The 25,496-nt window shown below is 40.0% G+C and carries 29 protein-coding genes; 25 read left to right on the top strand and 4 right to left on the bottom strand.

Annotated elements, in window-relative coordinates; genetic code table 11:
• Positions 1–18 precede the first annotated feature (18 nt).
• The 6 genes from nikA to LG307_RS13655 all read left to right on the top strand — a co-directional run bounded on the left by nikA (position 19) and on the right by LG307_RS13655 (position 6,367).
• Complete coding sequence (gene nikA / locus LG307_RS13680; RefSeq protein ID WP_404442885.1) at positions 19–1,551, top strand: nickel ABC transporter substrate-binding protein; 1,533 nt, start codon at positions 19–21, stop codon at positions 1,549–1,551.
• Between the two features lie 64 nt (positions 1,552–1,615).
• Positions 1,616–2,566: a nickel ABC transporter permease gene (gene nikB / locus LG307_RS13675; RefSeq protein WP_404442882.1), complete on the top strand. Its 951-nt coding sequence runs from the start codon at positions 1,616–1,618 to the stop codon at positions 2,564–2,566.
• Positions 2,566–3,420, top strand: coding sequence for a nickel transporter permease (gene nikC / locus LG307_RS13670; protein ID WP_404442879.1), 855 nt, complete (start codon positions 2,566–2,568; stop codon positions 3,418–3,420). Before nikB ends, nikC begins: the two co-directional genes overlap by 1 nt.
• Positions 3,417–4,244 (top strand): ABC transporter ATP-binding protein, encoded by an 828-nt coding sequence (locus LG307_RS13665; protein ID WP_404442877.1) that lies wholly within the window; start codon positions 3,417–3,419, stop codon positions 4,242–4,244. The genes nikC and LG307_RS13665 overlap by 4 nt, the downstream gene beginning before the upstream one ends.
• On the top strand, positions 4,241–5,011 hold the full coding sequence (locus tag LG307_RS13660; RefSeq protein ID WP_404442874.1) for an ABC transporter ATP-binding protein: 771 nt from the start codon (positions 4,241–4,243) through the stop codon (positions 5,009–5,011). The genes LG307_RS13665 and LG307_RS13660 overlap by 4 nt, the downstream gene beginning before the upstream one ends.
• A 21-nt stretch (positions 5,012–5,032) precedes the next feature.
• Positions 5,033–6,367 (top strand): MATE family efflux transporter, encoded by a 1,335-nt coding sequence (locus LG307_RS13655; protein ID WP_404442871.1) that lies wholly within the window; start codon positions 5,033–5,035, stop codon positions 6,365–6,367.
• Positions 6,368–6,425: 58 nt separating this feature from the next.
• On the opposite strand, the gene LG307_RS13650 is transcribed toward LG307_RS13655, so the two are convergent.
• Positions 6,426–6,638, bottom strand: a complete 213-nt coding sequence (locus LG307_RS13650; protein ID WP_063560517.1) for a CDGSH iron-sulfur domain-containing protein — start codon at positions 6,636–6,638, stop codon at positions 6,426–6,428.
• A gap of 166 nt (positions 6,639–6,804) precedes the next feature.
• On the opposite strand from LG307_RS13650, the gene LG307_RS13645 reads away from it, so the two are divergent.
• From LG307_RS13645 to LG307_RS13580, 14 genes are all read left to right on the top strand, one after another.
• Entirely contained in the window at positions 6,805–7,140 is a 336-nt protein-coding gene (locus LG307_RS13645; protein ID WP_404442869.1) for an iron-sulfur cluster biosynthesis family protein, read from the top strand.
• A complete protein-coding gene (locus LG307_RS13640) occupies positions 7,137–7,385 on the top strand; it encodes a DUF2552 family protein (RefSeq protein WP_010194233.1) in 249 nt (82 codons plus the stop codon). Before LG307_RS13645 ends, LG307_RS13640 begins: the two co-directional genes overlap by 4 nt.
• A gap of 338 nt (positions 7,386–7,723) precedes the next feature.
• Complete coding sequence (locus tag LG307_RS13635; RefSeq protein ID WP_404442866.1) at positions 7,724–8,674, top strand: ABC transporter ATP-binding protein; 951 nt, start codon at positions 7,724–7,726, stop codon at positions 8,672–8,674.
• Positions 8,671–9,444, top strand: coding sequence for an ABC transporter permease (locus LG307_RS13630; protein ID WP_404442863.1), 774 nt, complete (start codon positions 8,671–8,673; stop codon positions 9,442–9,444). The genes LG307_RS13635 and LG307_RS13630 overlap by 4 nt, the downstream gene beginning before the upstream one ends.
• Entirely contained in the window at positions 9,445–10,230 is a 786-nt protein-coding gene (locus LG307_RS13625; RefSeq protein ID WP_404442860.1) for an ABC transporter permease, read from the top strand. It abuts the gene before it with no gap.
• Between the two features lie 28 nt (positions 10,231–10,258).
• On the top strand, positions 10,259–10,924 hold the full coding sequence (locus LG307_RS13620; RefSeq protein WP_404442858.1) for an HAD hydrolase-like protein: 666 nt from the start codon (positions 10,259–10,261) through the stop codon (positions 10,922–10,924).
• An 82-nt stretch (positions 10,925–11,006) separates the two neighbouring features.
• On the top strand, positions 11,007–11,627 hold the full coding sequence (gene lepB, locus LG307_RS13615; protein WP_404442856.1) for a signal peptidase I: 621 nt from the start codon (positions 11,007–11,009) through the stop codon (positions 11,625–11,627).
• 16 nt (positions 11,628–11,643) lie between these two features.
• Positions 11,644–12,126, top strand: a complete 483-nt coding sequence (locus tag LG307_RS13610) for a DUF4367 domain-containing protein (RefSeq protein WP_404442853.1) — start codon at positions 11,644–11,646, stop codon at positions 12,124–12,126.
• 9 nt (positions 12,127–12,135) lie between these two features.
• Positions 12,136–12,909, top strand: a complete 774-nt coding sequence (locus LG307_RS13605; RefSeq protein WP_404442850.1) for an aminoglycoside adenylyltransferase domain-containing protein — start codon at positions 12,136–12,138, stop codon at positions 12,907–12,909.
• Complete coding sequence (locus tag LG307_RS13600; RefSeq protein ID WP_404442847.1) at positions 12,906–13,406, top strand: GNAT family N-acetyltransferase; 501 nt, start codon at positions 12,906–12,908, stop codon at positions 13,404–13,406. The genes LG307_RS13605 and LG307_RS13600 overlap by 4 nt, the downstream gene beginning before the upstream one ends.
• Positions 13,407–13,834: 428 nt before the next feature.
• Positions 13,835–14,299, top strand: a complete 465-nt coding sequence (locus LG307_RS13595; RefSeq protein ID WP_404442844.1) for an NUDIX hydrolase — start codon at positions 13,835–13,837, stop codon at positions 14,297–14,299.
• A gap of 63 nt (positions 14,300–14,362) precedes the next feature.
• Positions 14,363–15,034 (top strand): DUF421 domain-containing protein, encoded by a 672-nt coding sequence (locus tag LG307_RS13590; protein ID WP_404442841.1) that lies wholly within the window; start codon positions 14,363–14,365, stop codon positions 15,032–15,034.
• 411 nt (positions 15,035–15,445) lie between these two features.
• The gene (locus LG307_RS13585; RefSeq protein WP_404442838.1) at positions 15,446–17,377 is read left to right on the top strand and encodes an endonuclease MutS2; all 1,932 of its coding nucleotides are present in this window, start codon (positions 15,446–15,448) and stop codon (positions 17,375–17,377) included.
• A 142-nt stretch (positions 17,378–17,519) separates the two neighbouring features.
• Positions 17,520–17,687, top strand: a complete 168-nt coding sequence (locus LG307_RS13580) for a hypothetical protein (RefSeq protein WP_404442836.1) — start codon at positions 17,520–17,522, stop codon at positions 17,685–17,687.
• 147 nt (positions 17,688–17,834) lie between these two features.
• On the opposite strand, the gene LG307_RS13575 is transcribed toward LG307_RS13580, so the two are convergent.
• Positions 17,835–19,766 carry a S8 family serine peptidase gene (locus LG307_RS13575; protein ID WP_404442833.1) on the bottom strand — a complete coding sequence of 644 codons (1,932 nt, stop codon included), beginning with the start codon at positions 19,764–19,766 and terminating at the stop codon, positions 17,835–17,837.
• A gap of 303 nt (positions 19,767–20,069) precedes the next feature.
• Here LG307_RS13575 and LG307_RS13570 point away from each other — a divergent pair, with 303 nt between their 5' ends.
• Both LG307_RS13570 and LG307_RS13565 read left to right on the top strand, forming a co-directional pair.
• Positions 20,070–20,834 carry a Nif3-like dinuclear metal center hexameric protein gene (locus LG307_RS13570; protein ID WP_404442830.1) on the top strand — a complete coding sequence of 255 codons (765 nt, stop codon included), beginning with the start codon at positions 20,070–20,072 and terminating at the stop codon, positions 20,832–20,834.
• A 59-nt stretch (positions 20,835–20,893) separates the two neighbouring features.
• On the top strand, positions 20,894–21,649 hold the full coding sequence (locus LG307_RS13565) for a DUF5694 domain-containing protein (protein ID WP_404442827.1): 756 nt from the start codon (positions 20,894–20,896) through the stop codon (positions 21,647–21,649).
• Between the two features lie 30 nt (positions 21,650–21,679).
• Here LG307_RS13565 and LG307_RS13560 read toward each other — a convergent pair whose 3' ends face one another.
• A complete protein-coding gene (locus LG307_RS13560) occupies positions 21,680–22,399 on the bottom strand; it encodes a GDSL-type esterase/lipase family protein (protein WP_404442824.1) in 720 nt (239 codons plus the stop codon).
• Positions 22,400–22,522: 123 nt separating this feature from the next.
• Between LG307_RS13560 and LG307_RS13555 the strand changes: the two genes are divergently transcribed.
• The gene (locus LG307_RS13555; protein WP_404442822.1) at positions 22,523–22,987 is read left to right on the top strand and encodes a YjdJ family protein; all 465 of its coding nucleotides are present in this window, start codon (positions 22,523–22,525) and stop codon (positions 22,985–22,987) included.
• A 42-nt stretch (positions 22,988–23,029) separates the two neighbouring features.
• Here LG307_RS13555 and LG307_RS13550 read toward each other — a convergent pair whose 3' ends face one another.
• Positions 23,030–24,511: an esterase/lipase family protein gene (locus LG307_RS13550; protein WP_404442819.1), complete on the bottom strand. Its 1,482-nt coding sequence runs from the start codon at positions 24,509–24,511 to the stop codon at positions 23,030–23,032.
• A 218-nt stretch (positions 24,512–24,729) separates the two neighbouring features.
• Here LG307_RS13550 and LG307_RS13545 point away from each other — a divergent pair, with 218 nt between their 5' ends.
• On the top strand, positions 24,730–25,020 hold the full coding sequence (locus tag LG307_RS13545) for a hypothetical protein (RefSeq protein WP_404442816.1): 291 nt from the start codon (positions 24,730–24,732) through the stop codon (positions 25,018–25,020).
• A 15-nt stretch (positions 25,021–25,035) separates the two neighbouring features.
• A complete protein-coding gene (locus tag LG307_RS13540) occupies positions 25,036–25,428 on the top strand; it encodes a DUF2085 domain-containing protein (RefSeq protein ID WP_404442813.1) in 393 nt (130 codons plus the stop codon).
• Positions 25,429–25,496 lie beyond the last annotated feature (68 nt).

Below are 25,496 nucleotides of genomic sequence, written 5' to 3'. Positions count from 1 at the left end.
TTAAAAGGAGAGAAAAATATGAAATCAAAAAAATTACTTATATTTTCCATTTTTATCGTATTGTTATTAACCATCACAGGTTGCAGTAGTGCAAAGGAGAAGGCATCATCAGAAGAGTCCAATGAAAAGTCTGTAACGATGCTATTCAGTTTTGCTTCCAAAACAATGGATCCGCATCAAGACTGGATGGGGGTGCGTGCTGGGGTGGCTGAAACTTTGGTTCGAATTGACGAAAACCTGGAAATTCAGCCGTGGCTGGCTGAAGCATGGGAGAGAAAAGACGAAAATACCTGGACATTTAAAATTCGTGAGGGTGTCACCTTTCATGATGGGACCCCAGTTGATGGAGAAGCGGTAAAAGCTTCCTTTGAACGAGTGTTAGAAAAGAATGAAGCCATCTCTTCCAGTTTGAAAATCGAGTCGATGGAAACGGACGGACAGGAGATTACATTTGTCAATACAGAGGAATACCCGGCCTTTCTTTCGGAACTGGTACATACAAATGCCTCCATCGTTAAAGCGGATGCAGAAAACATGGAGGAGCAGCCGATAGCGACAGGTCCGTTTAAGGTCACAAGTTTCACTTCAGAAACGGAAGTGAACTTAGAAAGGTATGAGGATTATTGGGACGGAGCAGCAAAATTGGATCAAGTGAAAATCAAATTCAATTCAGATGGAAATGTTAGGGCACTCGCTCTTCAATCAGGGGAAGCAGATATTGCCTATCATCTTCCACCTGAGTCGTTGGAGCCGATTGAAAGTAACGATAATCTAAGAGTTGAGTCGGTACCAAGCCTTCGAGTCCATTTTCTACTCTATAACAATGCTAACCCTGTATTACAGGATATAAATGTGAGAAAAGCTTTGGATTTATTAGTGAACCGTCCAGTGGCAGTAGACGAAATTATGAATGGTCACGCAACAGAGGCGGCTGGCCCATTTAATCCTAACTTTGCATTTGCGGGTGAAACGGAGCCGACCAGTTATGACCCTGAAATGGCGGAGGAGCTATTGAAAAAAGCAGGCTATCAGAAGAACGCGGACGGAAAGATGGAAAAAGACGGAGAGGTGCTTACGCTTAAACTGGCAACGTATGCAGGAAGACCGGAACTGCCCTTGCTAGCTCAATACCTGCAGGGTGAAGCGGCATCTGTCGGAGTTACAATAGAAATTGCCACCATCGAAAACATTGATAGTTATTTATGGGAGCAACAAGATGAATGGGATATGGTGACGTACTCAAACTTGACGGCTCCCCGTGGGGATGGCGGTTATTTCCTTAATGTTGCTTATCTGCCGGATGGGGCGTTGAATCCTGGCCAAATTAATATTCCGGAATTAAACGAACTAACCCAACAATTAAACACAACAACAGATCCAGAGAAGAGAATGGAGTTACAGAAAGAAGCTGTGAATGCCATTCAGAAGGAGGTTCCTCATTCCTTCATCTTACACCCGCACATTATCGTAGGCGTAAATGATAGAGTGAAAGATTGGGAGCCGGGATCAGAGGAGTATTACCTTATAACAAATAAGATGGATGTAAAATAAAATGATGAAGTGAAAGTATCATAGATGCTTTCACTTTTCTTCATGAATAGAAGTGGGTGGAAAAATGCGACAGGTTGTTTCTATTATCAGCTCAAGGCTGTTTCAATTGACTATCATGATTTTGATACTTTCTTTCGCAACATTTGTCCTAATGAAAATAACCCCGGGAGACCCAGTCAGGACATTATTGAAAGTGGATGATGTTATATCAACCACAGAGGATAAGGAAAGGGTCATGAAGGAATATGGATTTGATGAACCGATTTTAGTTCAATATGTTCAATGGCTATGGAATGTAGCGCAATTGGATTTAGGAGAGTCTATTATCTCTAAACGGCCAGTATTAGAAATCATTTTGGATAAACTCCCAGCGACCTTCGCCTTATCTGTAGGAGGCTTGATTGCCCTTTTTGTTATAGCTGTACCACTCGGCGTACTAGGGGCGGTATATGAAGGAAAGTGGCCGGATTATATCAGCAGATGGTTTGCCATACTCGGTGCATCCATTCCTAGCTTTTGGCTTGGGTTACTACTCATTTACTTTTTTTCATTAAAGTGGAACTTGCTGCCTGTCATGGGAAAAGGAACAATTTCCCACTTTGTCCTGCCTTCTATCACCTTGGGGATTGCAATGGCACCTTTATATATAAAATTACTGAGGGAAAGGCTCGTTTCTACCTTACAGAGTACATATATCGAATCTGCTTATGCGCGTGGATTGGGAAAAGGAAGAATCCTTTTATTTCATGCTTTACGCGGTAGTCTCGTTCCGCTTGTGACTATGTTTGGATTGAGTATTGGCAGCCTTCTCGGAGGGATCACCGTAATTGAGATTCTATTCTCCTGGCCGGGTATGGGAGAAATGATTGTTCAAGCAGTGATGCAACGGGATTATCCGCTCATCCAGGGATACATTTTGGTGGTAGGTCTCTTAGTGGTCATGACCAATTTAATAGTTGATTTACTCTATTTAATCATAGATCCACAGATTAGGCATGGAAGGGAGATAAGTTGATGGAAAGCATGACGATAAAATGGAAAAGTACTAGTCTTCTTCGCAATCCTAATCTAGTGATTGGTTCCATTCTTGCGAGCATACTGGCTGGTGTCCTATTGTTTGGAAGTGCAATGGCTCCCCATGATCCTTTTCAAATAGATATGGGAAATAGGCTTAAACAAGCTTCATCCATCCATTGGCTTGGAACAGATCAATTGGGCAGAGATGTATTCTCAAGAATTTTGTATGGAGCCAAATTAACCATCGGGCTTGGATTGCTTGCAATTTTCCTTGCAATTTTAATTGGTGTTCCTATTGGCCTTCTCTCCGGTTATATAGGAGGGAAATTGGATGCCGTTTTCATGAGAATAATAGATGGTATTTTGGCATTTCCCGACTTTATCCTGGCAATAGCTATTGCCGGCATACTGGGTCCGAACCTGACCAATATCGTACTTGCCATCATTTTAGTCAGGTGGATCATGTATGCGAGAGTGGTCCGAAGTCTGGTTATGGCAGAAAAGGAAAAAGAGTATATTCTTGTGTCTAAGATTTCCTACTCTAGTACATGGAAAACCATTCGCATGCACCTTTTGCCACAAGTGCTGCCGGAGATCATTGCGATGGCAGCCATTGACGTAGGTAAGGTGATACTCATGATTTCTGCCTTATCCTACATCGGACTTGGGGCACAACCACCTATTCCGGAATGGGGGGCAATGTTGAATGAAGGCCGAGGATATTTTCAAGCAGTACCTACCCTAATGATTTATCCTGGTCTTGCCATCATGATAACCGTCTTAACATGCAATTTATTTGGAGATGGATTAAAAGATCACTTTGACATTAGAAGGGGCAGTGATAAACGATGAGTGAACCGTTGCTTACTATTGAAGGATTAGTCGTAGAAAAACAGAATGAGACAAAAGCAATTATCAACCAAATAAATCTCCAGATTGCTAAAGGGGAAATGATTGGATTGATAGGGGAAAGTGGTTGCGGGAAAAGCATGACGGCTAGAGCCATCTTGAACCTGCTTCCGGGACAAATGAATGTGAAAGGGAAGATCCTCTATAAAAATAGAAATCTATTAGGTCTGTCACATCAGGAACACCTTAAGCTTCTTGGGAAAGAGATAGGAATTATTTTTCAAGATTACAGAGGGAGTTTCACGCCTTTTATCCGAATAGGAAAACAAATAATGGAAACCATACAGGTGCATCATTCTCTCTCCAAAAAAGAATCAAAAAAAGTGGTATTGGATGTACTTGCCGAAATGGGTTTAGAAGCAGAAAGAGTCTATAGAAGTTATCCATTTCAATTAAGTGGAGGGCAGGTACAAAGGGCTGCTATAGCGATGTCCCTAGCATTGAAGCCCTCATTGCTAATTTGCGACGAGGTGACCACTGCCCTTGATGTCATGAGTGGGGAAAAGGTATTGGATTATATTGAAAAAATGAGAAAAGAGACGGGATGTGCCGTTTTGATGATCACACATGATCTTACCCAGGCTTACAAGCGGACGGATAAGATATATGTGATGGAACATGGTGAGATTGTAGAAAGTGGAACCCCCGAAGTGATTCGATGTCATCATCAACACCCTTATACGAAAAAATTATGCGGTTGTGTATTGGCTCTACCTGGAGAAGAAATTGTGGTGGAGCCGACTAGGGAGAAGGTGATGTCCATATGAGCCAATTAATCGTAGAGAAGCTCGCGATCGAATATTCCAAAGGAGTTAAAGCCCTAGACAATGTGTCTCTCGCAGTAAAAAAAGGGGAGTGTGTGGGGGTTGTAGGAGAAAGCGGTAGTGGGAAGAGTACGCTTGCGAAGGTACTATTGGGTCTTCAACCTTATAAGGAAGGTTATATAGCATTTAACGGGAATCCAATTGTGCCAAAAAAGAAACAGGCGTTGCGGGAGTACCGCAGACAAGTCCAGATGGTATTCCAAGACGCTAACAGCACTCTTAATCCCAAACTTCCAATATGGAAAAGTGTTTTGGAACCATTAGATAATTTCAAGGAGGTCCAGCCCTCTTTTCTAAATAGAGAAGAGGTATCCCGTAAAGAATTAGCGAAGGCACTCCTTGAAATGGTCGGCCTAGACGCGCATTTGTTGGAACGCTTTCCAGGCGAATTGAGTGGAGGACAAAAGCAACGTGTCAGTATTGCCAGGGCACTAAGCCTAGAACCGAGTCTCCTAATCTGTGATGAACCTACCGCAAGCCTTGATGTTACTGTCCAAAAGCAAATCCTACAGTTACTAAAGCAGCTTCAAGAAAAAACAGAAATGACGATACTTTTCATTTCACATGACATAAGAGCTGTCACTTTTTTATGCAGCCAGATAATCGTCTTAAAAGATGGAATAGTAGTGGATCGGTTCCCGTTGGAAGACCTCTACCACGATAAGCGGCATACATATACGAAAGCACTGATCAAGGCTGCTTCGTTTTAAGGACAGAAAGGAAAAGAAGGAATGGATATAGTAGTAGCAAAAGAGAAAGCAGCCTTTAGTAACAGGCAGTATGTAGCATTGGCATTTCCCCTAATTATTGCGGGAATTACCACACCGCTAATCGGAGCGATCGATACGGCGGTTGTTGGAAGGCTGCCTGATCCCTCATCCATAGGTGGAGTGGCGATTGGTGCTGTTATCTTCAATACTATGTACTGGCTTCTTGGATTTTTAAGAGTAAGTACAAGTGGCTTTACTGCACAGGCACAAGGATCAAATAATACCAATGAAACTATATTAACTTTTCTAAGGCCGATGATTATCGCCATAATTTTTGGCTTACTTTTCATTATTTTTCAAAAGCCGATCCTACATATTGCTTTAAATGTAATTGAGGGGAGCGAAGCAGTATCATCCTTTGCCTCCACCTATTTCTCCATTCGTGTTTGGGGTGCGCCATTTATCCTTATGAGTTATGTGTTTATTGGGTGGTTAATCGGAATGGGAAAGGTAAGGCTCTCGCTTGCCACCCAACTCGTTATGAATTTGATGAACATAGTCCTTAGTATTGTATTTGTATTGGTTTTAGGACTAGGGGTAGCTGGAGTAGCGTATGCTACGCTAATTTCAGAAGTCGGTGCCGTTCTCTTTGGTGGGTTAGTCATTGCAAGGCACAACAAAGCAGGGTTCTCGAGAGTGAAACTTTGTATGAGTCTAGAGCCAGAACCTTTAATGAAAATGGTGAAAGTAAATAGGGACCTCTTTTTAAGAACGGTATGTTTGTTGATCATGACCGGAATCTTTACATCAAAGGGAGCTAGTATGGGAGAAATAACACTAGCTGCAAACGCCATTCTGTTACAAATTCATTATATAATGGCTTATTTAATTGGAGGGTTTGCAAATGCCTCCAGTATTTTGACGGGCAGGGCAGTAGGAAGAAAAGATTCATTCCTTTTTAAAAGAGCCGTAAATCTGTCAGCAGTATGGGGGTTAGGAACTGCTGTTACACTTGCTGCCCTTATATGGCTATTTGGAGATGGTGTTGTCTCATTGTTTACCAGTATAGACACGGTAAGGGTTATGGCCACTGAAAACTTGGTTTGGATGGTGATATTCCCAATTGTGGGCTTTTGGGGTCTGCAACTAGAAGGGATATTTTCAGGGGCGACAGATGCTAAGTCTATCAGAGATTCTATTTTTCTTGCACTACTTGTATTTTTGCTGGCCATCTGGTTATTCGTACCGACACTTCAAAATCAGGGAATCTGGCTGGCTTTTGTTTTATTTAGTCTGGGTCGTTCTTTCTTTTTATCCTTTTACCTTCCGAAACTCCAACGCCTTCATTTTTCGTAATGCAACGGAGGGGAAAAAGGTTTTCCCCTCCACGCTTTACAGGTTATGCTGCGCCAAATCAGTCGTTCAGTACTTGGGCAGCGCGCACACAGGATTCAAAATTCCCTTTATGGGAAGCGTCACAATAAGGAAGTTTTTTGGAAAGCCCACAGCGGCAAAGGGTAAAAGCCGGCTTGTCCTCGAACTTGTTTCCTTCTGCATCAATTAACTCCACATCACCTGTTACACGGAAGCCTCCGTTATCCATCACTTTAATTGTTACTTTTGACATTGGTAATCTCCTCCTTCTAATAAAGATATTAGTATCGTACCTACAATTATCCATTTTGACAACAAGAACTTATCCACTACCATCCTTTCCAAATGCCTTCTAGTTATACTAATGAGCAATATATGGTACAATCATGCTAATAATGAAACAGTTGGAGGCATGAAACGTGAAAGTGACGTTCACAGAGAAAGCAGCAGAAAGAGTAAAAGCAAAGCTTGAAAACCAAGAGGGAAAATGGTTGAAGCTAAAATATGATACAGATGGATGCGGATGCGTCGTTAGCGGAGTTTCCGCACTATGGATCACACCGGAAAAAGACGATGACGATGTAGAGCTAGAAACAAACATTGGCCCATTGATAATGGAAAAGTCAAAGCTTCTCTTTTTTGATGAAGACATGACAGTTGATTTTGTGGAAAGTGCAAACTGCTATATGTTGAAATGTCCGAGTCAGATTCTAAATCCACGTATGAGTTTATTGGTAGTGGAGGGAGCAAAATGAGCAATGGGGGCAAAATCAACTCATTGAAAAATGTGGCCCAATCCAAAACGTGGGCGTCCTTTTTAAATCATAATCACCCTTACAGCCTGTTGCACTGGTCGATTGGTGGCATCAATCATGAAGACAAAGATGTATGGCTGCTTCAGGATGAAGTGACATTTGAGGTTCAAGAGTTTGAGAACCTAGATGTTGCGGTGGAATGGATCTCGGAAAATATGGACGGGATTACGGATGTGCTAGGTTGAGCCATGTTTTAGTTCGAGAGTCGGGGAACTTTGTTCTTCGGCTTTTTTTGTGTTGGGAATATCTTTTTAATGTCGATGCTTGCCGTACCGTGTCGTTTGGCTTGTATTGTGTGAAGTTTGGACAGTAAATGGTGCGCTTTGGATCGTATTTTTGATTTTCGGACAGTATTTTACTCCAAACCGACAGTAAACAGTGAGTTTTGGACAGTAAGTTGTATTGGCGGAAATGAAGAAGTATTAAATTCTCTATTTTCCCGGTGAAAATAAAACCAATTATTTACACCTTACCCAATCTTCTCTATAATTACAGTTATAATTTTCAGAATGGGGCCAAAAATATGAAAAAAGCAATTGAGGTAGAGAACTTATCAAGAACATACAAAATGAAGGGGGATAAAAAGACGGCACTTAATCAAGTGAACTTTGAGGTTATGGAAGGGGAAGTGTTTGGACTTCTGGGACCAAATGGTGCAGGGAAAACCACCACGATAAAAATTTTAACAACGTTGCTGCTTCCATCAGCAGGAAGCGTCAAAGTGCTCGGATATGATGTGGTAAAAGAAAGCAGTAAAATCAGAGACAAAATAAACTTCGTCTACGGAGGGGAGCGCGGAGTTTACGGGCGTCTTACAGCAAAAGAGTATATGCACTATTTTTGCACCTTATATAAAATTCCCAATAAAGATCAATCCCAACAGATCTCCGATTTACTTGAATTAGTAGGACTAAAAGAAGCGGAAAATCAGAAAATACATACCTACTCTAAAGGAATGGTACAACGACTACATATTGCCCGATGCTTAATCAATGATCCGAAAATCATCTTTCTTGATGAACCAACAATAGGCCTCGATCCAATTGGAGCAAGACTTCTCCGTGACATTGTGAAGGAACTTACCCAAAAAGGTATTACCATCATTTTAACAACACATTACATGCAAGAAGCAGATGAACTGTGTGATCGAATTGCGTTTATCAAAAATGGGGAAATCAGTATGATTGGGGATCCGACTCATATAAAAGATAGTTGCAACCATCTAAAGCTGTTTGAAGCTACGATGCAAATCTATGATACTGGCAAGCTAAAAGAGGATAAGTTCCTGCAGCAGGTAGACGTGACAGAAATTAAAGCGCCTTACTATTCTGTTATGTTTCAGGTGGCAGAGGACGAAGCTCATTTGGAACAATTGGTAGAATATCTTGGGAAGTATGGCGATGTCATTAAGCTTGAACGACGTGAGATATCGTTAGAAGATGCGTATGTTCACCACATGAAGGATGTGGGATGATAGGTATGAATTTTTTCTTCTTATTAGTAAGAGAGCTCAAATATTTTACTAACTTTCAAAACAAAATGTATCAGTTCCTACTATTTTTCCAGCCTTTGATGTTCCTGGCTATCGTCTATTTTCTGCAACAAATGCGAGGGGATGTAAACGTTGAAAAGTTTGTGGTGGCGTCTGCTTTAATTAGTATGTGGAGCTATGTACTTTACTCTTCTGGTTCGGCGTTGATTTCTCAAAAATGGAGCGACACGTTGAAGCTTTTGATTGCAGCGCCTGTATCCTTATTCCAAGTTATTCTTACCAAGGCAATCAGCAATGCATTTATCGCTCTATTATCAATGATTCTTAGTTTCGTATATGCAAGATTCATTTTTCAATTACCGGTTGGTATTCAAAATTATGGACTCTTTTTTCTTTCCGTTCTGGTACTGTTGTTCTCCTTGAGTGTCGTTGGTATGATACTTGCCATCGTCTTTGTTGCGTTTCAAAATGTATTTGAGTATCAAAACTTAATTTTGATACCGGTACTTTTAATATGTGGGGTATTTGTGCCGGTGGACAGTTTGCCAATGGTTTTTAGAGCGATAGCCTATGTCATTCCGATGACGTGGGGAATTCAGGGGGTATATGAAACCCTTGCATTGTCACCGCAAATGTTTACGACCATGGGAATTGCATTACTGGTAAGTGTTGTTTATTTTCTGCTGTCCGTTCTCATCATCAAAAGAATGGAAATGGTGCTAAGAAACCACGGAAGTCTGGGGGCGATATAAATGATTCTACTTAATAAATTTGGTTTTACCTATTTATCCTATAAAGCCCTCTATTCTTTTCACACACTGAGATTGTTTATTCTTTTTAGGATTTTAGATCCTTTCATGCACTATTTATTTTTTGCCACATTGGTCAGTGCAATTGCGGGTCCGGAGTATTTGTCCTATGTTGTACTTGGTAACGTTGTTTTCTATACGGGTCGGACGATGATGATAAATTTTATGTCGATGTTCAGAGGGGAGAGGCAATATGGAACATTGGAGCTGAATATTGCTTCGCCAACATCAACGTTTGTCATCATCTCCAGAAAAGCAATAGTTCCGTTACTAGATGGATTGTTTGTTTTTATAGTGGGACTCATCATCGCAAGACTTTTGTTTGGAATTGAACTTCCGGTGGAGCAGTTTGGTCATTTGTTACTCCTATTTTTGGTAACCATGTTTTCTCTTTTGAGTTTTTCTCTGCTTTTTGCATGTGTGAGTCTATTGTTCTCCAATGTGAATCTGTTTTTAAATTTCATGATCGCTTCGTTTCAAGTTTTCTGTGGAGTGAACTTTTCGGTCAGTCTGCTTCCCGGACCGATGGAGGCTGTGGCGAGAGTATTGCCTCTTACCAACAGCATAGAAGCAATTCGATCCATTTATCAGTTGGAAAACAATGCAATAAGTCCGCTTTTGTTAAATGAGTTAATGGTAGGGGCCGCGTATTTCATCATTGCTCTCATACTGGTCAATGTGATGGAGCGGCTTGCAAGAAGGCAGGGAGCTTTGTTTAAAAATGTGTAAGGAATAATAAGTTTAGGATGTGTAATCAATGCAAGCAATAATTTTTGATATGGACGGAACTCTTTTTCAAACAGATAGAATACTAGAGTTGGCTTTAAATGATACATTCGAGCTGTTAGCAAAAATGAATGTTTGGGAGAAAGAAAAGCCTACTCCCATTGATACCTACAGAAGAATTATGGGAGTCCCCCTGCCGGTAGTGTGGGAAACGCTTTTACCTTCCCAATCACGTGAAGTTAGAAACGCGGCAAATGAAATTTTTCATGAAAAGTTGATAGACAACATTAAGAATGACAAAGGGGCTCTGTACCCAAAAGTACAGGAAGTACTAGAAGATTTGAAGGAACAAAAACTGGATCTTTACATAGCAAGCAACGGGCAGACGCCTTATCTTCGTGCGCTAGTGGAACAGTATGATTTAATGCAATGGATAACGGAAGTGTTCAGTATCGACCAAATTGAATCCTTGGACAAGACAGAGCTTGTGGGGGAAATAGTGAGGAAGTACTATATTCATCATGGTGCGGTTGTTGGGGATCGACTATCAGATATAAATGCGGCAAAAGGAAATGGATTGACCGCAATTGGATGCAGGTTTGATTTTGCACAGGAAGAAGAGCTTGCACAAGCGGATTTGGTGATTAGTAGTTTTGAAGAGTTGAGAAGTGTAATAGGTGAAAAAGCAGGAAAATAATCATTGGAAAATGGAACCTTTTTCCCTTTATAAACGTAGTATTAGGACAGGCAACATCTCTAAGAAAATAAGGGTGATACATATGAAAACAGAAAAAATAAAAAAAGAACTGTTTAGTTGGGGGAAGGCCTGCGTAATCGGACTCTTTTTCGCATTTCTTGTCAGTGCATTAGTAGTGCAACCATTTACCGTAAAAGGAAGTTCCATGGAACCGACGTTGGATGGAGAGGATATCTGGACCCAAAAAGATGATGGTGATAAAGTTTTAATCTTCAAAAGCGGGTACATGGTAGGGGTCGATCCAAAGTATAACGATATCGTTGTAATTGATAGTCGGGTGGAGCGAGAAAGAAGCCTAACAGATAATTTCAAGGAGAGTCCACTAGTGAATGCGTTGCTAGATGAAACCCAGGGAAACAATTACTGGATTAAACGAGTGATTGGTGTAGAGGGCGATACGTTGGAATATCGTGAAGGAACCGTGTATCGGAATGGGGAAGCGCTGGTAGAAGAGTACATTCAAGAAGAAATGTTGTATCCGTTTGAGGAAGTGACTGTTCCAAAAGGCCATGTTTTTGTGATGGGGGATAACCGTAATGAAAGCAGGGACAGCCGGGAGATTGGCTCTATTCCAAAAGAAAACGTGATGGGTAAAGTAGTTCTGAGATATTTCCCATTTAATCGGGTGGATACGCTTGAATAGTTAGGAGAGAAGCGATATGACTAAGAGAAAGATTAGAGGCATGGCAATACTTTTGACCGTTTTAGTGGGATTGACAATTGGTTGGTCAATCTGGAATGGGAAGTTGTATGAATATGACCACGAAGCGTTCCAAGCGATAGCAGAATCCCTAACCTTTGAAAAGAAGATACCCATGAAAATGCCTTTTAAAAAGTTAGAAGTGAGTCAACGCAACTTAAATAAAGTGGAAGAAAAGTTGAATGTGACATTAACTAATGTAAACAAAGAGACGATGGAAGTTTATATAGGAATAGAACCAAAAGAATCATTTGATGGATTAAAGGGAGAAGAAGTGCAAATAAACAACAATCGCGGAACCTTTATATCGGAGGATTCAGGAAAGCGTATCTTGGCTTGGCAAGAGGATGATGTACATTACCAAATCACCTACTTTTACAAATTAACGCCAAAGGAAGTAAGTAAAAAGACCTTGATTCGTATGGCGGAAGCATTTGCTTAGGATATGAATATGGATAACTATTTTAACAAACTAACAAATACGATCAGAAATATCACAAAAGAAAACTTCCTTGGTCTTTATATCCATGGTTCGTTGGCACTGGGTGGCTTTAATCCGGATCGCAGTGATGTAGACCTACTCGCTATAGTGAAGGATTCGCTAGACATCGCTACGCAAACCGAACTAGCAAAATCCCTGCTTGCCATTTCTAACGACCCATACCCGATTGAAATCAGCTTTTTAACACAGAAGCAACTTGAAAACTGGACTCATCCAAGTCCCTATGAATTCCACTATAGTGAAGGGTGGAGACAAAGCTTTGAGCGGGAACTGTTAACGGGTCATTATGGAGCCATTAATAATGATCATAAGGTGGACCATGATTTGGCAGCTCATATCACTATACTCAATCATAGAGGGATATGTTGGGAAGGTCCGCAGATACATGATGTTTTTCCTGTCATTCCACGAACGCACTATTTATCTTCTATCCTCGCAGATTATAAAGATTGTTTGCAAAATGTAGACGCGGATCCGGTATATTGTGTGCTGAACCTGATAAGAGTGTATTGGTACATAAAAGAGGGTGTGATTTCTTCCAAACTAGAAGCGGGGGAATATGGGCTGAATTCCTTTCCACAAGAGTACAAGCAGACGATCCAAAAAGTGTTAGTAAGCTATCAGGGAATTAGAGAAAGAGAACTACAGAAGGTAGAGTTAACGACTATAAGAAATTACATACAAGATGAGGTAGGAAAACGCGTGGGGGGGCCAGTCGTATGAAAATAAGAAACATACAAGACGAAGACTTTCTCCGTATATCCACCAACCTTAACACATGGTGGGGCGGTAGGAATATGGTCGACATGCTACCAAAATTATTCATCCATCATTTTAAAAACACGAGTTTTATTATAGAAGAAAACGGAGAAACACTTGGGTTTGTGATAGGTTTCGTTTCTCCATCAAATCCAGAACAAGCATACATACATTTTGTAGGGGTAAATCCCAAGGCGCGTAAGAAAAATATCGGAAGAACACTTTATGAACATTTTTTTCATGCAGTTAAGGAAAAAGGGTGTACAGAAGTGAGTAGTGTAACCTCGCCTGTAAATGCCACATCTATTAACTTCCATACAAAAATGGGTTTTACAATGAAGGACGGGGACATGGTGGTAGACGGCATTCCCATTCATCAGAACTATGATGGTATCGGGCAGGATCGGGTTGTATTCGGTAAATCATTAGAAGCCTGGAGTGATACTCATTTCAAAAATTAAAACAAAACATCTTTTTATTGCTTATATACTAATTTCCCTTAGCCTTATACTATTTACTACGGTGACCAACTTCAATCTAACAGGATATTCGTATCAATTCCATGAAAATGGAGAACTGACCATTAAAAAGGGTTACATAATAAAGGATCAAGTAATAAGCACTCCCACCAATGAAGCAATACAAGCAATCGAACTGATATCCAAAGCAGATGCTTATTGGAATGTGACATACGTATTTTGCTTGGTACTTTTTTTGTTGTTATTCAAAAATGCGTATAAGTCATTAAGAGCTGAAAATAGCTGGAAAAGGTATGTAACCTTCTATTCAATTGTCTTAATTGTTTTTCTGATTTGGATGATTAGCAGTCAAATAACTCTAACGGAACAAATCTCAACCATAATAAATGATCTCAAAGGAGGCGAATAGAATGGATGTCGTTTTCCATACAGAAAAAGCCGTTTTCAATTACAGGGTAGCAGGAATCTGGATACAGGACGGCCGTATCCTCCTGCACAGAGCAAGCGACGATAAAATTTGGTCGCTGCCAGGAGGAAGAGTGGAGATGAACGAAGCATCCCCCCTCAGCCTGCAACGCGAATTTAAAGAAGAACTGGATCTATCCGTAAATATTGAAAGATTGGTTTGGATCGTTGAAAATTTCTTTGAATACCGCGAAAAGAAAGTGCACGAAATAGGCTTTTATTATCTTGTTTCGACCGAGGATAAACAAGCCCTTACTAATGGACCGTTCCATGGGGTGGAAGGGGAAAGTTTGGTTTATGAATGGGTACCAATCTCTGAGTTAGAAGGTGTAGTCTTATACCCTGAATTTTTAAAGAAATCATTAAAGGAAATACCTGAAACCACCGAGCATCTAATAGCGAGTAACTAAATCTCAGGATATTATCAGTAAATCAGGACATCATATTTCGAAAAGAGATATGAGGAGTTAACCATGATTTTAATCTTGAAAATATTGACCATATACATAATAACAATTGCCATTATGAGATTAATGGGGAAATCAACAATCGTACAGATGACCCCATATGACCTGGTAGCCATTATTATCGTTGGAACGGTGGCATCAGAACCGCTAATCAGTACAGAATACCTACCGACACTCGCTGCTCTTGCTGTACTCGTTATCATCCACATAATATTTTCAAAACTGACACTTTGGCAATGGGGGAACCGTTTCTTTCTCGGAGAACCAACTATCCTCATCAAGCACGGACAAATAGTAGAGGATAACATGGAAAAATCAATGGTTTCCATCGCACAACTGCTTTCCATCCTAAGAAGTAAAGGGTACCCGAAAATTTCTGACATTGACTATGCCGTTTTAGAACCGATTGGGGAGATAAGCATCATTCCAAAGCCGGAAAACACTCCTGTGACAGTCCAGCATCTTGAAATATCTATTGATGATGAGGGGTTACCTATTTCGGTTATCATTGATGGGAAAATTCAAGATAAGAATCTAAAGCTGCTGGACAGATCCAAAGAGTGGCTGCTTGACCATTTAACGATTCGACAAATCGATGTGAAGGACATACTCTATGCCTATGTTAATGAGAAAACAAAGAAATTGATCATTAATAAACGGAATGACATACAAAATTAGGCGTGACTTTCAGAAGTTCATCCATTATAATGGAAGTATCTTCAAACAGAAGGAGTTTGTTTTATGGAAAAGGTAGTTCTTAACTAAACGTAATCAAATACGTGCGATATGAGAAAAAAGTTCGACATTGTCGAGCTCTGTTTGAGTACGCTTTTTTTCTCATAGCGAAATGTTAAGAACACGGGTTTGCGCCTGCTCCATAAAATGATAGTTATAGCATGAGTATAGGTATTTTTCTACCTATCGTGCATTCAATTTTAAAAACTACCATTCAAAACGCAAAGGACGAGTGTTGTTCTTTGTGTTTTTTTATATGTAAAAATAGTTATGGCCCTGCTCTTATCATTTCCTCGCACGGTTTTAGTGGCTGCATCCACCAAACTGCTTACTAATTACTAGGAGGAAAAAACAGTGAATAACGAAACAATTAAAGCTTTACAATTTACAGATTTAAAGAAAGACGTGGCATCTTTTGCACTATCAGAGCCTGGGAAGAATGCTGTCTTGGAATTGGGACCATCCGTAAATAAAAGACAAATTGAAGCATGGTTGAATGAAGTATCAGAAGGAAAGAAGATACTTGCCATTAGTTCAAGCGTACCCATTCACGGTCTTCATGGCATTGAGTATATTCTTAAAAATCTCCACAAAGGAATTGCATTCAGGCCAGATCAGCTGATGAGCCTACATGATTTCCTAGATACCATAGAAAAGCTCAAACGTTTTATGAAAGACAAGGAGTACGCAGCACCTGTCATTACCAGCTATATTTACTCTGTTACGGAGCTTTCTCATGTAGCAGAAGAAATAATCCGATGCATTAGAAATGGAAGGGTAGACGATTACGCCAGCAAGGAGCTGCTGAAAGTAAGAAAACAGATAGCTACCTTGGAAGAGCGTATTAAGAGCCGAGTCGAACAGTTGGTTAAGTCGACCAAATACAGTAAATACCTTCAAGAAAACCTGGTAAGTACGAGAAACGGCAGGTATGTTATTCCGGTCAAAAAAGAATACAAAAATAATATAAAGGGCTCGGTTCTCGATGTTTCTGCTTCAGGATCCACCGTGTACATGGAGCCAGAAGAAATCAGCATCATCCAGGATTCCATCAGTATGTTGAAGTTCCAAGAAGAAGCAGAGGAGGAACAAATTCTATTTGCACTGACTGGGTTGGTCCAAGAACATGAAAAAGAAATCAAATTAGCGATGGATTTAATGGTCAGCTATGATGTGATTTTTGCAAAGGCAAAGCACAGCTTACTGCTTGACGGAACGGCACCGCACATAAATGAACACCATGTAATCCGATTGGAAGGTGCCAGACATCCGTTACTAGGAAAAAATGCAGTACCTTTAAACTTGGTGATTGGTGAAGAATACGATGCACTTGTTATCACAGGTCCTAATACCGGTGGGAAAACAGTGACGATTAAAACGGTAGGACTCCTGACTTTAATGGCCCAATGTGGCATGCATATCCCTGCAGAAAAAGGGAGCGAGATAGCAATATTTCACAAAGTGTTGGTAGATATCGGGGACGGACAAAGCATTGAACAGTCTTTAAGTACCTTTTCATCCAGGGTGAAAAACATTATCGGAATTTTAGCGGAGTCTACACCGCAGACATTGGTGCTGCTAGATGAACTTGGTTCCGGTACAGACCCGGCAGAAGGGATGGGTCTTGCTACTTCCATTTTAGAAGAGTTATATAACAAGGGTACGACGATGCTAGCCACCACCCATTACAGTGAAATCAAAGAATTTGCCAATGAACAAGAAGGATTCTGTAACGGATCTATGGAATTCAATGTGGAGACACTTAAGCCCACGTATCGTCTTATCGTAGGAAAAGGCGGGGACAGCCAAGCATTTGCCATCGCGCTTCGTCTCGGTATGCATCCGAAGTTGATAGAACGGGCGCATCAAATAACCTACAAAGAAACTAAAGACTACACAGATAAATCCGATAGGCCAAAACATGAGCTAGACAGGCAACTAGCGATGAATCAAAAATATGTGAGAAAAATGAAGCATCCAGAAAAAGAAAAAATAAAGCAGGAAATCATTTTCAAAAAGGGCGACAATGTAAAGATCCCATCTATTGGTGAGTTCGGTATCGTCTATAAACCAGCAGATGATAAAGGGGATGTGCTGGTTATGGTAAAAGGAAGCCTGGAAATCTTTAACCATAAGCGACTTTCACTCTATATCAAAGCGGAGGATTTATATACGGAAGACTACGATATGGACATTGTGTTTGAATCCAAAGAAAATCGTAAGCTTCGAAATAAAATGAAGAAACATCATGTGGAAGAGGTTATTTTAGAGGAGTCAGACGACTGATATTTAAGGGATGTAAAGCGTGCGTAAAAAATGTTTAATTGTTGTGAATTATTGGTAAATTAACTTCCTTTTGTACGAATTTCTTGTAAGATTAAGCTTGTAGTCCACTAATACAAGCATAGCTCAAGGAGGAAGTTCAATCATGAAAAAAATGTTAATGGCTTTATCATCTTCCGTATTATTATTAGCTCTTGCCACTGGATGCGCAGCTGAAAATGAAGAAATGAACAACAACGAAACAAATATGGAACAAAATGAAACGAATACCGAACAAAATGATACAAATACAGGGGAAACGAACGAAGAATAGGTCTGATGAATGAAAGTATCTAGGAGTGCGCAAGTTCCTAGATGCTTTTTTAATGAAAAGAAAACTTCATAAAACCACAACAAAAACCACCGCAACCGAAAGATCTCACTCTCTCAGCCGCAGTGGTGGTTTACCCAAAACTCAAATTTAGTTCACAATTGCCAATGAAAACGCCTGTGGTCCTTGAGGTACATTGTATGCCTGAACCTCTACTGTATACGTTCCACTCTGAGGAGCATTGATAAATACATTCTCCACGTTATTACGTCCGTCCCAGTTATTGTTAAATGGAGCGGTAAAGTCGTTTCCTACATATTGCGTTCCGTTCGGAGCAGTGATTACCAAGTCAAGGTCATTTACCAGCGTCACAGAAGCGGATGTGCTTGCAGGGGCATCAGACCAAACTAGAGAGATCTTAAGTGGCTTGCCTGCAGTTGCCGTGATAGAATAGGTTGCTTTTTGGCTAGTAGAAAGGGATGTTGTCTCGTTCACAAATGTTGTGTTCAAAGACTTGTCCAATGTTACACGGCCCCAACCTTGGTTACCGTTCGGAAAGCCTAATCCAACATCAGTCGCACCAGCGATAAGTGCGGCCTTCAACAGGGACGGCTTAGGTGTGATGCCTCTGTTTTTGATAAAGTGCTCACGTAATTGTGCTACGTTCCCAGCAACAATCGGTGTTGCCATGGAAGTTCCACCCATGTAGGCATATTTGCTGTCATGGTTTGCCCAGAAAGAAGAATCCGGTGCAAGGGAAGAGCGTGCCGATAAAATAAATGTTCCAGGTGCCATTACGTCCGGCTTGATACGGCCGTCACGAGTAGGTCCACGGGAAGAGAACTGTGCAACATGGTTGATGTTGTCTGCATAAGATCCGAAGCTTGGACGAAGGTTTTCAGTTGCTCCGACTGTGATCGCGTTTTTCGCAGTACCCGGTGCACTGATGGTTCCACCGTTAGGTCCTTCATTCCCTGCTGCGAAAAGAACAGCCATGTCATTTTTACGAACATAATCATCCACGTTTCTGGAATCAGTCGTATACGCTCCATTCACTGCAGCTCCCCAGGAGTTGGTGTGAATGCGTGCCCCAGCAGAGTAGGCTTGGCTGAACAATGTACTAAGGTTCGATGGAAGTCCCCCTAATCCGCCGCTGCTGTCCATGATAGATTGGAATACAAGGTTTGCCTGTGGTGCCATCCCTTTATTGGTTGCTCCGTTTCCAAGTACAGACCCGGCAACGTGCGTACCATGCCCATTTGGATCATTGGAGTTATTGGATCTTCCTAATGCATATAAAGCAGTAATTTTCCCGCGGAAAGCTTCATGCATGGAGCTGTCGTTGCGGCCGGTATCAAGGCCTGTGTCTGCTACAGCAACAACTTGTCCTTGTCCGTATAATCCGTAGCTGCTTTGAGCGACATCCGCTTTAACAATGCCTCTTGCTACATCATTCATTACCTTATATTCCGGTTTTGGAGAGATGTATAGAACGTCATTGTTAGCAGCATATTGGACAATTTCGTCTATGCCTTTAAAGTTGATTTCTTTGTTGTTTTGTTTTGCGTCAAGTGCAACAGCCTTTACTAAAGCAGAAGCTCCTTTGGTGAATAAAAGTGGATCGACTTTATAAAGTGGTAGATATGGCTCTACTGATTCTAAATGAGCGATGCCGTTTGTGGCTTTTGCAACATCACCTTTGTATTCCACAATGAATGCATAGTCCGGTATGTAATCTACGATGGTTGCCCCAGTAGACTCCAGCTCTTTTTTCGTCTCTTCTAAAATAGGACCATCAAATTGTACAATATAAAGACTATTATCTTTTGGCACCACTTCTAATTTCTTTTGAAGACCTTTAGGTATTTTGACATTCTCCGTGTCTGCTAGAAAAGAAGCTTCACCAGTTTTTCCATTTTTAGAAACGGCCTTCTTCTCCGTTATCTGGCTGACTCCCTTGAAATCTAGTTCAAAGCTGCTTGCCCCCCCTATTGATGGACTGCTTAGCGCAACAGTTGATAGAATAGTTGCTGCTGATAAAACGGATAAAAACACTTTCTTCGATTGACCCTTTTTCTTCATCCTTATGCTCATCTCCTCTCAATTGGTAACACAAGAATAATTTAGCATATTAAAGGAAGAATATATATTGGGAAAATTCAGAATAAAAAACCAGAATAATAGAAGAAAAAACGGTTCATTTTCCCAATGGAAAGATTTGTGTTGTTATGAATGTTGATCAATGGGCTTTTTCTAATAAGGGAGAGGACTCTATTGAAAGGATAGAGTCTTATTTAATTGGAAAAAAATATTGAGTTAATGAATGTGATTTGAAATAATTGGTATGTGTAATAGGAAACACACCAAAGTTTTTGGGAGGCAATTATGGACATTACAAATTTTAATGCTACGATCAATGAGCTTTTTCCTAAACAATTACTGGAAGAATTCCATGACGATTACGGATTTTCCAACACTTCCAATAACAAAATTAAGACGATTGGATTTTCAACCAATCTTTCAATAGAAGTCATTGAACAGGCCAGGGCTGCAAAGGTCGATTTAATCATGACTCATCATGACGCATGGGATTTTATTTATGGTTTGAAAGAAGCGTGTATCAAAAGGTTAAAAGCATATAACATCAGTCATTTTTGGATACATGGTCCACTTGATTATATAGCGTTCGGAACATGCACATCCTTGATGAATAAAATTGGTATTGATAACATCATACGTTTTTCAGAGTACAAGAATACTAGTGTACCTGGTATCGGAGAGTTTAATGAATCTAAAAATTTTGAGCTCCTTGTAGAAAGAATGAGAACGGAGTTGGACGAGCCTGTAAGAGCGTGGAAAAACCATGATAACAAGGTAAAAAAAGTAGGAGTACTGACAGGTGCAGGTCATTCAACTGACCATATAAAATTTGCCTTGGATCATGGCTGTGATACATACATAACTGGAGAGGCAAGTTTATATACCATTCAATATGCACAATTTGCAGGTGTAAATTTACTGGTAGGGAGCCATACCTTTACGGAAATTTTTGGAGTGGAGAGTTTGGCAGTGAGAGCGAAAGAAATGAATGAAGGGATATCCCTCGTAAAGCTGGAGGAAGAGCATTTTGAACTTAATCACGGAGAATAATGATAAAGCCTTTCTTCCATAGAAAAATTCAAGTGCAATAAAAGTAAAGGAGCAAATCGATGTCCAATAGACCTACAATCATGATTTTAGGTACTGATCACTTTGAAAAGTCTACTGTTCAGGATTATGGAAAAACGGAAGAGTTGGACATTTTCTCTAAACGAAAACAAATGGAGATACATAATGTCTTAACTTGTCTGAAAGAGTACGCCCCTACGAAAATATTGTTGGAATATCCATTAAAATACCAGTCAAATCTTACAGATGAGTATCAAAAATACCTAGCTGGAAACGTCAATTTATCGGCTAATGAACGCCATCAAATCGGTTTTCAGTTAGCAAGAGAATTGGGTCATACAAACATTTTTGCAGTGGATTGGAATGAAGAAGAAAGTGTACCAGATATATTTGAGTATATGCATAATCACGAAACGCAAAATTCCAGAAAAATATTCAAGGAAATAGAGAAGATGGTCGCTGAAGCCAATGAAAAATCTTGTATCTCTACAATTGGAGAATATCTATTATTTTTAAATGAAACTGAACAAGTGAAGAATAATCATAGACTTTATATGGATATTGCGTTGGTAGGGAATCATGCCAATCCAATTGGAGCTAAATGGGTCGCAAATTATTGGTATTATCGTAATTTACTAATATATAAAAACATAAAAAGTCTAGCTTGCGATAATGATCGTTTATTAGTCATATATGGGGTAGGGCATGTTCACCTGTTATATCAATTAATTCTTGAAGGGGATGGCTTCACTATTGAAAATGTGAGGGATTACTTAGTCTGTATGAGCACTAATTAAAAAAACGCTCAATCTTGAGCGTTTTCAATCCTAAAAATCATATTCATCAATAATCTTTTTAGTAATCAAATCATATCCCTTTTCGTTAGGATGCAAGGAATCACTGAAATACTCCTTTGATTTTTCTTTAAAAAGATCATTAGTGGAAATAAATTTAATGCGTTCATAGTCATCGACCATCTTTTGGCTATTTTCATTCCACTCGATAATGATATCTTCATGTTCAGCAGAATCTGGATAGGAATTGTATAGCCCGAGAAATAATACTGGAACATCTTTGTTTTCTTGACGAATTGATTTAAGGATTTCTTGAACATTCTTCTCGTATTTTACAGCGCCTTCTTTGATTTGTTCTTCATTGATGCCTTTCAAGTCGCCGCCATTGCTTTGAATTAGATCATTGGTTCCGATAAAAAGAATAATATAATCAGCGTTGCGAATATCCTTTTGAATGTTAGTAAGTTTTACTTGTTTTACTACACCATCCGATTCTTGTCCTGGGATGCCGTAGTTTTCCACTTTAACGTTTGCGTCTTTCTCTTTCTGGATTAGCTTCTCCAAATTATCAACGTAACCTTCACCGGACTTGTCCCCGACTCCATATGTCAATGAGTCACCCAGTGTTACCATAGTCTTTGGCGAATGATCCGCTTCCTTTGCGTTTGTATTTTCTTGATAGCCACTATAAAAACCTGCCCCGATAAGAGCAACCACAATTAAGGCGGCAGCATAGATGATTGTTTTCTTCATAGGTGAACCTCCTCAATGTTGTAGTAGTTCCCTATCATAAAAATAATTAAACAGGCTGCTTGAAACTTTTCCGTTATCAGTTTCGTTTAATTGTATAGGTATATTTTAAAAAGGGGGAAGTTTATGAGTTATAAAAGAACGATTCTATTTGGTCTGGCATTAATGTTTTTCTTGATGGCCACTTTCGTTGCATGGTATGAAGGGAGCGAGTTGGTAGATAAGTCGTTCGAATGGAAGCACACAGCAGTTATTACCTCTTGGATACATGATGGGGAAGTGGAGAGGGGAAATATATCTCAACTAGATTACTTTGTGTACGCTATTAAATTCAAGCCGATTTTTCCAATAATCATGATGGTAACTTTTATTTATATGGTCTTGGCAATTGGTCAAAAATTGCTTCAGCCTGGAATAAAACATAACTTGTTTATTAGTATACTGGGAGTTATTTTACTTGTTGGAGCGGTGGTAATATCCGGTTCCCCAACCACAGGTGCAAAGGTTTTTATGATATCACAATTATTGGTGGGGACTTTACTTATTGGTCTAGCAGCCTTTTATCAAATTAGAAAAGTACAAGTAGACTAATGTAAAAAGTGCTCTCCCATTGAGGAAGAGCACTTTGTCAAATCAATACCTATTGCCGTTTTTATCTACATAAACAGATTTCACGATTGTCCGTTCAAATGGATTTCCGTCTTTTGTGGTACCTTTGACATCAAGCGTGATAGTGTAGACACCTTCTTCTTTAAAGTCCACATCTACCTTCCCTTTATTAGCAACCTTCATCCCGAAGTCTGCTTTAGCCTTACCATCTTTATTGATTTTGACTTCCACATTCATATTTTTCACTTTTTGCCCTTTGTTCTTCAGTTCAAATGTAGCGTCTTCCAATACTACTTCCTCATTAAGATCTGTATGGAAGCCAACAGTCATTAAATAGGCAGCTTTATCTTTTTTAGCTTTAACGGTCCATTGTCCTTTTTCAGGTGATGGGATTTGGAAAGTGTGGTGGTGGCCACCCTTGAAAATTTCCTGATCAATCGAATGGACAAAGTTTGTATACACCTTTCCAGACGGACTAATCACTTCAACATCTTTCGTCTGCTTGTCGCTCAGCCAATCCAGGTCGATTCTTTGAACATTTTCCTCCACGGTAAAGGTTTGTTCCACTTCTTTTTGGAATTGGCCGCCACGGTGAAGGGCACTGATGTTGATTGGCTCCTGTTCCATTGGTTCGACTGTTGCTGCTGCCTCGCCAAGTGCAAAGCCGGCTGTTTGTGTAGTTGTCAAATATGGACGGAAGTATTGGAATGTTCCGCCTTCACGGACGGTGGTATGGTTCCAGTTGCTTACCCTGACTTGCGTGCTATAGGTTAAACGGGAGTTATTAACTGTAACCGCACCATCATTAGAACCATATGAACTTAAGTATAATCCACCCCAATAAAGAGCAGAGCCGAACCCGCCCCAACTAGTTCCTGCTAGAGTGTAAATTTTATTGCGATTTCTATTTGCATGATTATCCATTTGAGGTCGGTAGCTGTTCATATAACCGGTTTGAAGAGAGTAGGTTGCATCATTTTTACTTCCAAGAATACTTGCAAGCCAGCTTGCCCAGCCACTGTAAGCAAGATCAGCGAGTTGCGAGCCATAATGAGGGGTGGATAGGGTAATGAGGTTAGATACATAAGGATGCGCTCCGTAATGAACAAGTGCGTTTTGTGAATCAATGCCGCCTTTGCTATGCGCAACTATCACTATCTTCTTTTGGTTGAAATGATTGGATATATCACGGATTCTACTATTAATGATGGCACCATTATCCCACATGTTCTTATCAGGATGAACATCGATAAACGCTGTTTCATATCCGTTATTCAAGGCTGTTTGATACATATTGTTGTTTTCCCACCAAGTCTTTGAGGAGCTGTTAATTCCGTGAACAAATACAATAACCGGTTTGTTTGGGTCGACGTTACTTGGTGTATCACCAACATACCACTGACCTGGCACACCACCAGGATTGTCTTTCCCACCAATGGTGCCGGCATTCACGGATACTGGTACAACTAGCAAAGCTACTAACAATAAAATCACCAACCTTCTCATTTCAACACTCCTTTTGAATAAATTAGGAGATATCTCCCCATCTATTCTATCTGAAAAGGGAGCGCTTTCAGAATAGATTTTCAAAAAATGAGCGGATGGACTTGGAGTACGAACTAAAATAATAGGAAGAAAGATACATATTCGACAAAAGGAAGCAGGATTTTTTATAAAAGAAAAGAATTGTATGGAGTAGAGTTCAACTAATAACAAAAAGAGGGTTGCAGATGATTTTTATTTTATGGGCTTTGTTAAGCATAATTTCAATTGGTAGTATTTATGGCATTGTCGTAGCCAGTTCAACATCTGAGATGATAGCTAGCATTATTTTTCTAGTTATTAGTTTGATTGGACTGTTTGCGAGCATCCATTACTATATGAAAAGAAGCGAAAAGAAAAAGAAAAGTGACGGATGGTGTGATTGCTACTATTGCGATATTCCACTTCCAAGGTCTTCAGGTAAATCAAATGGATTGGATTGCACAGACTGTGATTGCAATCCATTTAATTAATACGGTGTAAAGCAAATGAATGATTATATTAATGCTGTTATAACACTACGCTTTTTTCCATGCCATAAAAGAAAAGAACGCTCACTTGTCATAGGGGGCAAGCAATTCCCTATGTGCTACAGGTGTATGTCAATATTGCTGGGTTACCTTGCTGTGGTTCCATTACTATGGCTAGCAGCAGACGTCGCGTTTTTTAAGTTGGCTTTTATAGGTATTCTTTTGAACATTCCAATGGTAGTGGACGGCTATACACAGGTAAAGGGCTGGAGAGTGAGCAACAATTTCCTCCGATCCTTTACAGGTCTGATTAGCGGCCTTGGGATGTCTTGCATTATTGTGGCTGGTTCTATTCAGTTTCATCGGGGGATAGAAGGGTTTGCAAGTTTTATTGATTCCTTTATAGGTTGATTATTGATAGTTTTTAGAATGGGGAAATGAAATTGAAAGTAATAGGGAGAGCTTTAGTTTACTTGCTA

The sequence above is a fragment of the Sutcliffiella horikoshii genome, from assembly GCF_044809035.1.
Lineage (GTDB): Bacteria > Bacillota > Bacilli > Bacillales > Bacillaceae_I > Sutcliffiella_A > Sutcliffiella_A horikoshii_G.
The sequence above is the reverse complement of the archived record's forward strand: the minus strand, read 5'-3'. Positions and strand labels throughout refer to the sequence as shown.

Bases quoted from the DNA above. Each gene is read 5' to 3' on its own strand.
- LG307_RS13565 (WP_404442827.1), top strand. From the start codon at position 20,894: ATGTCCAATAGACCTACAATCATGATTTTAGGTACTGATCACTTTGAA.
- LG307_RS13610 (WP_404442853.1), top strand. From the start codon at position 11,644: ATGACTAAGAGAAAGATTAGAGGCATGGCAATACTTTTGACCGTTTTA.
- nikC (WP_404442879.1), top strand. From the start codon at position 2,566: ATGGAAAGCATGACGATAAAATGGAAAAGTACTAGTCTTCTTCGCAAT.
- nikB (WP_404442882.1), top strand. From the start codon at position 1,616: ATGCGACAGGTTGTTTCTATTATCAGCTCAAGGCTGTTTCAATTGACT.
- LG307_RS13560 (WP_404442824.1), bottom strand. From the start codon at position 22,399: ATGAAGAAAACAATCATCTATGCTGCCGCCTTAATTGTGGTTGCTCTT.
- LG307_RS13550 (WP_404442819.1), bottom strand. From the start codon at position 24,511: ATGAGAAGGTTGGTGATTTTATTGTTAGTAGCTTTGCTAGTTGTACCA.
- LG307_RS13625 (WP_404442860.1), top strand. From the start codon at position 9,445: ATGATTCTACTTAATAAATTTGGTTTTACCTATTTATCCTATAAAGCC.
- LG307_RS13570 (WP_404442830.1), top strand. From the start codon at position 20,070: ATGGACATTACAAATTTTAATGCTACGATCAATGAGCTTTTTCCTAAA.
- LG307_RS13580 (WP_404442836.1), top strand. From the start codon at position 17,520: ATGAAAAAAATGTTAATGGCTTTATCATCTTCCGTATTATTATTAGCT.
- LG307_RS13655 (WP_404442871.1), top strand. From the start codon at position 5,033: ATGGATATAGTAGTAGCAAAAGAGAAAGCAGCCTTTAGTAACAGGCAG.
- LG307_RS13630 (WP_404442863.1), top strand. From the start codon at position 8,671: ATGATAGGTATGAATTTTTTCTTCTTATTAGTAAGAGAGCTCAAATAT.
- lepB (WP_404442856.1), top strand. From the start codon at position 11,007: ATGAAAACAGAAAAAATAAAAAAAGAACTGTTTAGTTGGGGGAAGGCC.
- nikA (WP_404442885.1), top strand. From the start codon at position 19: ATGAAATCAAAAAAATTACTTATATTTTCCATTTTTATCGTATTGTTA.
- LG307_RS13620 (WP_404442858.1), top strand. From the start codon at position 10,259: ATGCAAGCAATAATTTTTGATATGGACGGAACTCTTTTTCAAACAGAT.
- LG307_RS13555 (WP_404442822.1), top strand. From the start codon at position 22,523: ATGAGTTATAAAAGAACGATTCTATTTGGTCTGGCATTAATGTTTTTC.
- LG307_RS13595 (WP_404442844.1), top strand. From the start codon at position 13,835: ATGGATGTCGTTTTCCATACAGAAAAAGCCGTTTTCAATTACAGGGTA.
- LG307_RS13640 (WP_010194233.1), top strand. From the start codon at position 7,137: ATGAGCAATGGGGGCAAAATCAACTCATTGAAAAATGTGGCCCAATCC.
- LG307_RS13605 (WP_404442850.1), top strand. From the start codon at position 12,136: ATGGATAACTATTTTAACAAACTAACAAATACGATCAGAAATATCACA.
- LG307_RS13600 (WP_404442847.1), top strand. From the start codon at position 12,906: ATGAAAATAAGAAACATACAAGACGAAGACTTTCTCCGTATATCCACC.
- LG307_RS13590 (WP_404442841.1), top strand. From the start codon at position 14,363: ATGATTTTAATCTTGAAAATATTGACCATATACATAATAACAATTGCC.
- LG307_RS13575 (WP_404442833.1), bottom strand. From the start codon at position 19,766: ATGAAGAAAAAGGGTCAATCGAAGAAAGTGTTTTTATCCGTTTTATCA.
- LG307_RS13635 (WP_404442866.1), top strand. From the start codon at position 7,724: ATGAAAAAAGCAATTGAGGTAGAGAACTTATCAAGAACATACAAAATG.
- LG307_RS13540 (WP_404442813.1), top strand. From the start codon at position 25,036: ATGAATGATTATATTAATGCTGTTATAACACTACGCTTTTTTCCATGC.
- LG307_RS13665 (WP_404442877.1), top strand. From the start codon at position 3,417: ATGAGTGAACCGTTGCTTACTATTGAAGGATTAGTCGTAGAAAAACAG.
- LG307_RS13660 (WP_404442874.1), top strand. From the start codon at position 4,241: ATGAGCCAATTAATCGTAGAGAAGCTCGCGATCGAATATTCCAAAGGA.
- LG307_RS13650 (WP_063560517.1), bottom strand. From the start codon at position 6,638: ATGTCAAAAGTAACAATTAAAGTGATGGATAACGGAGGCTTCCGTGTA.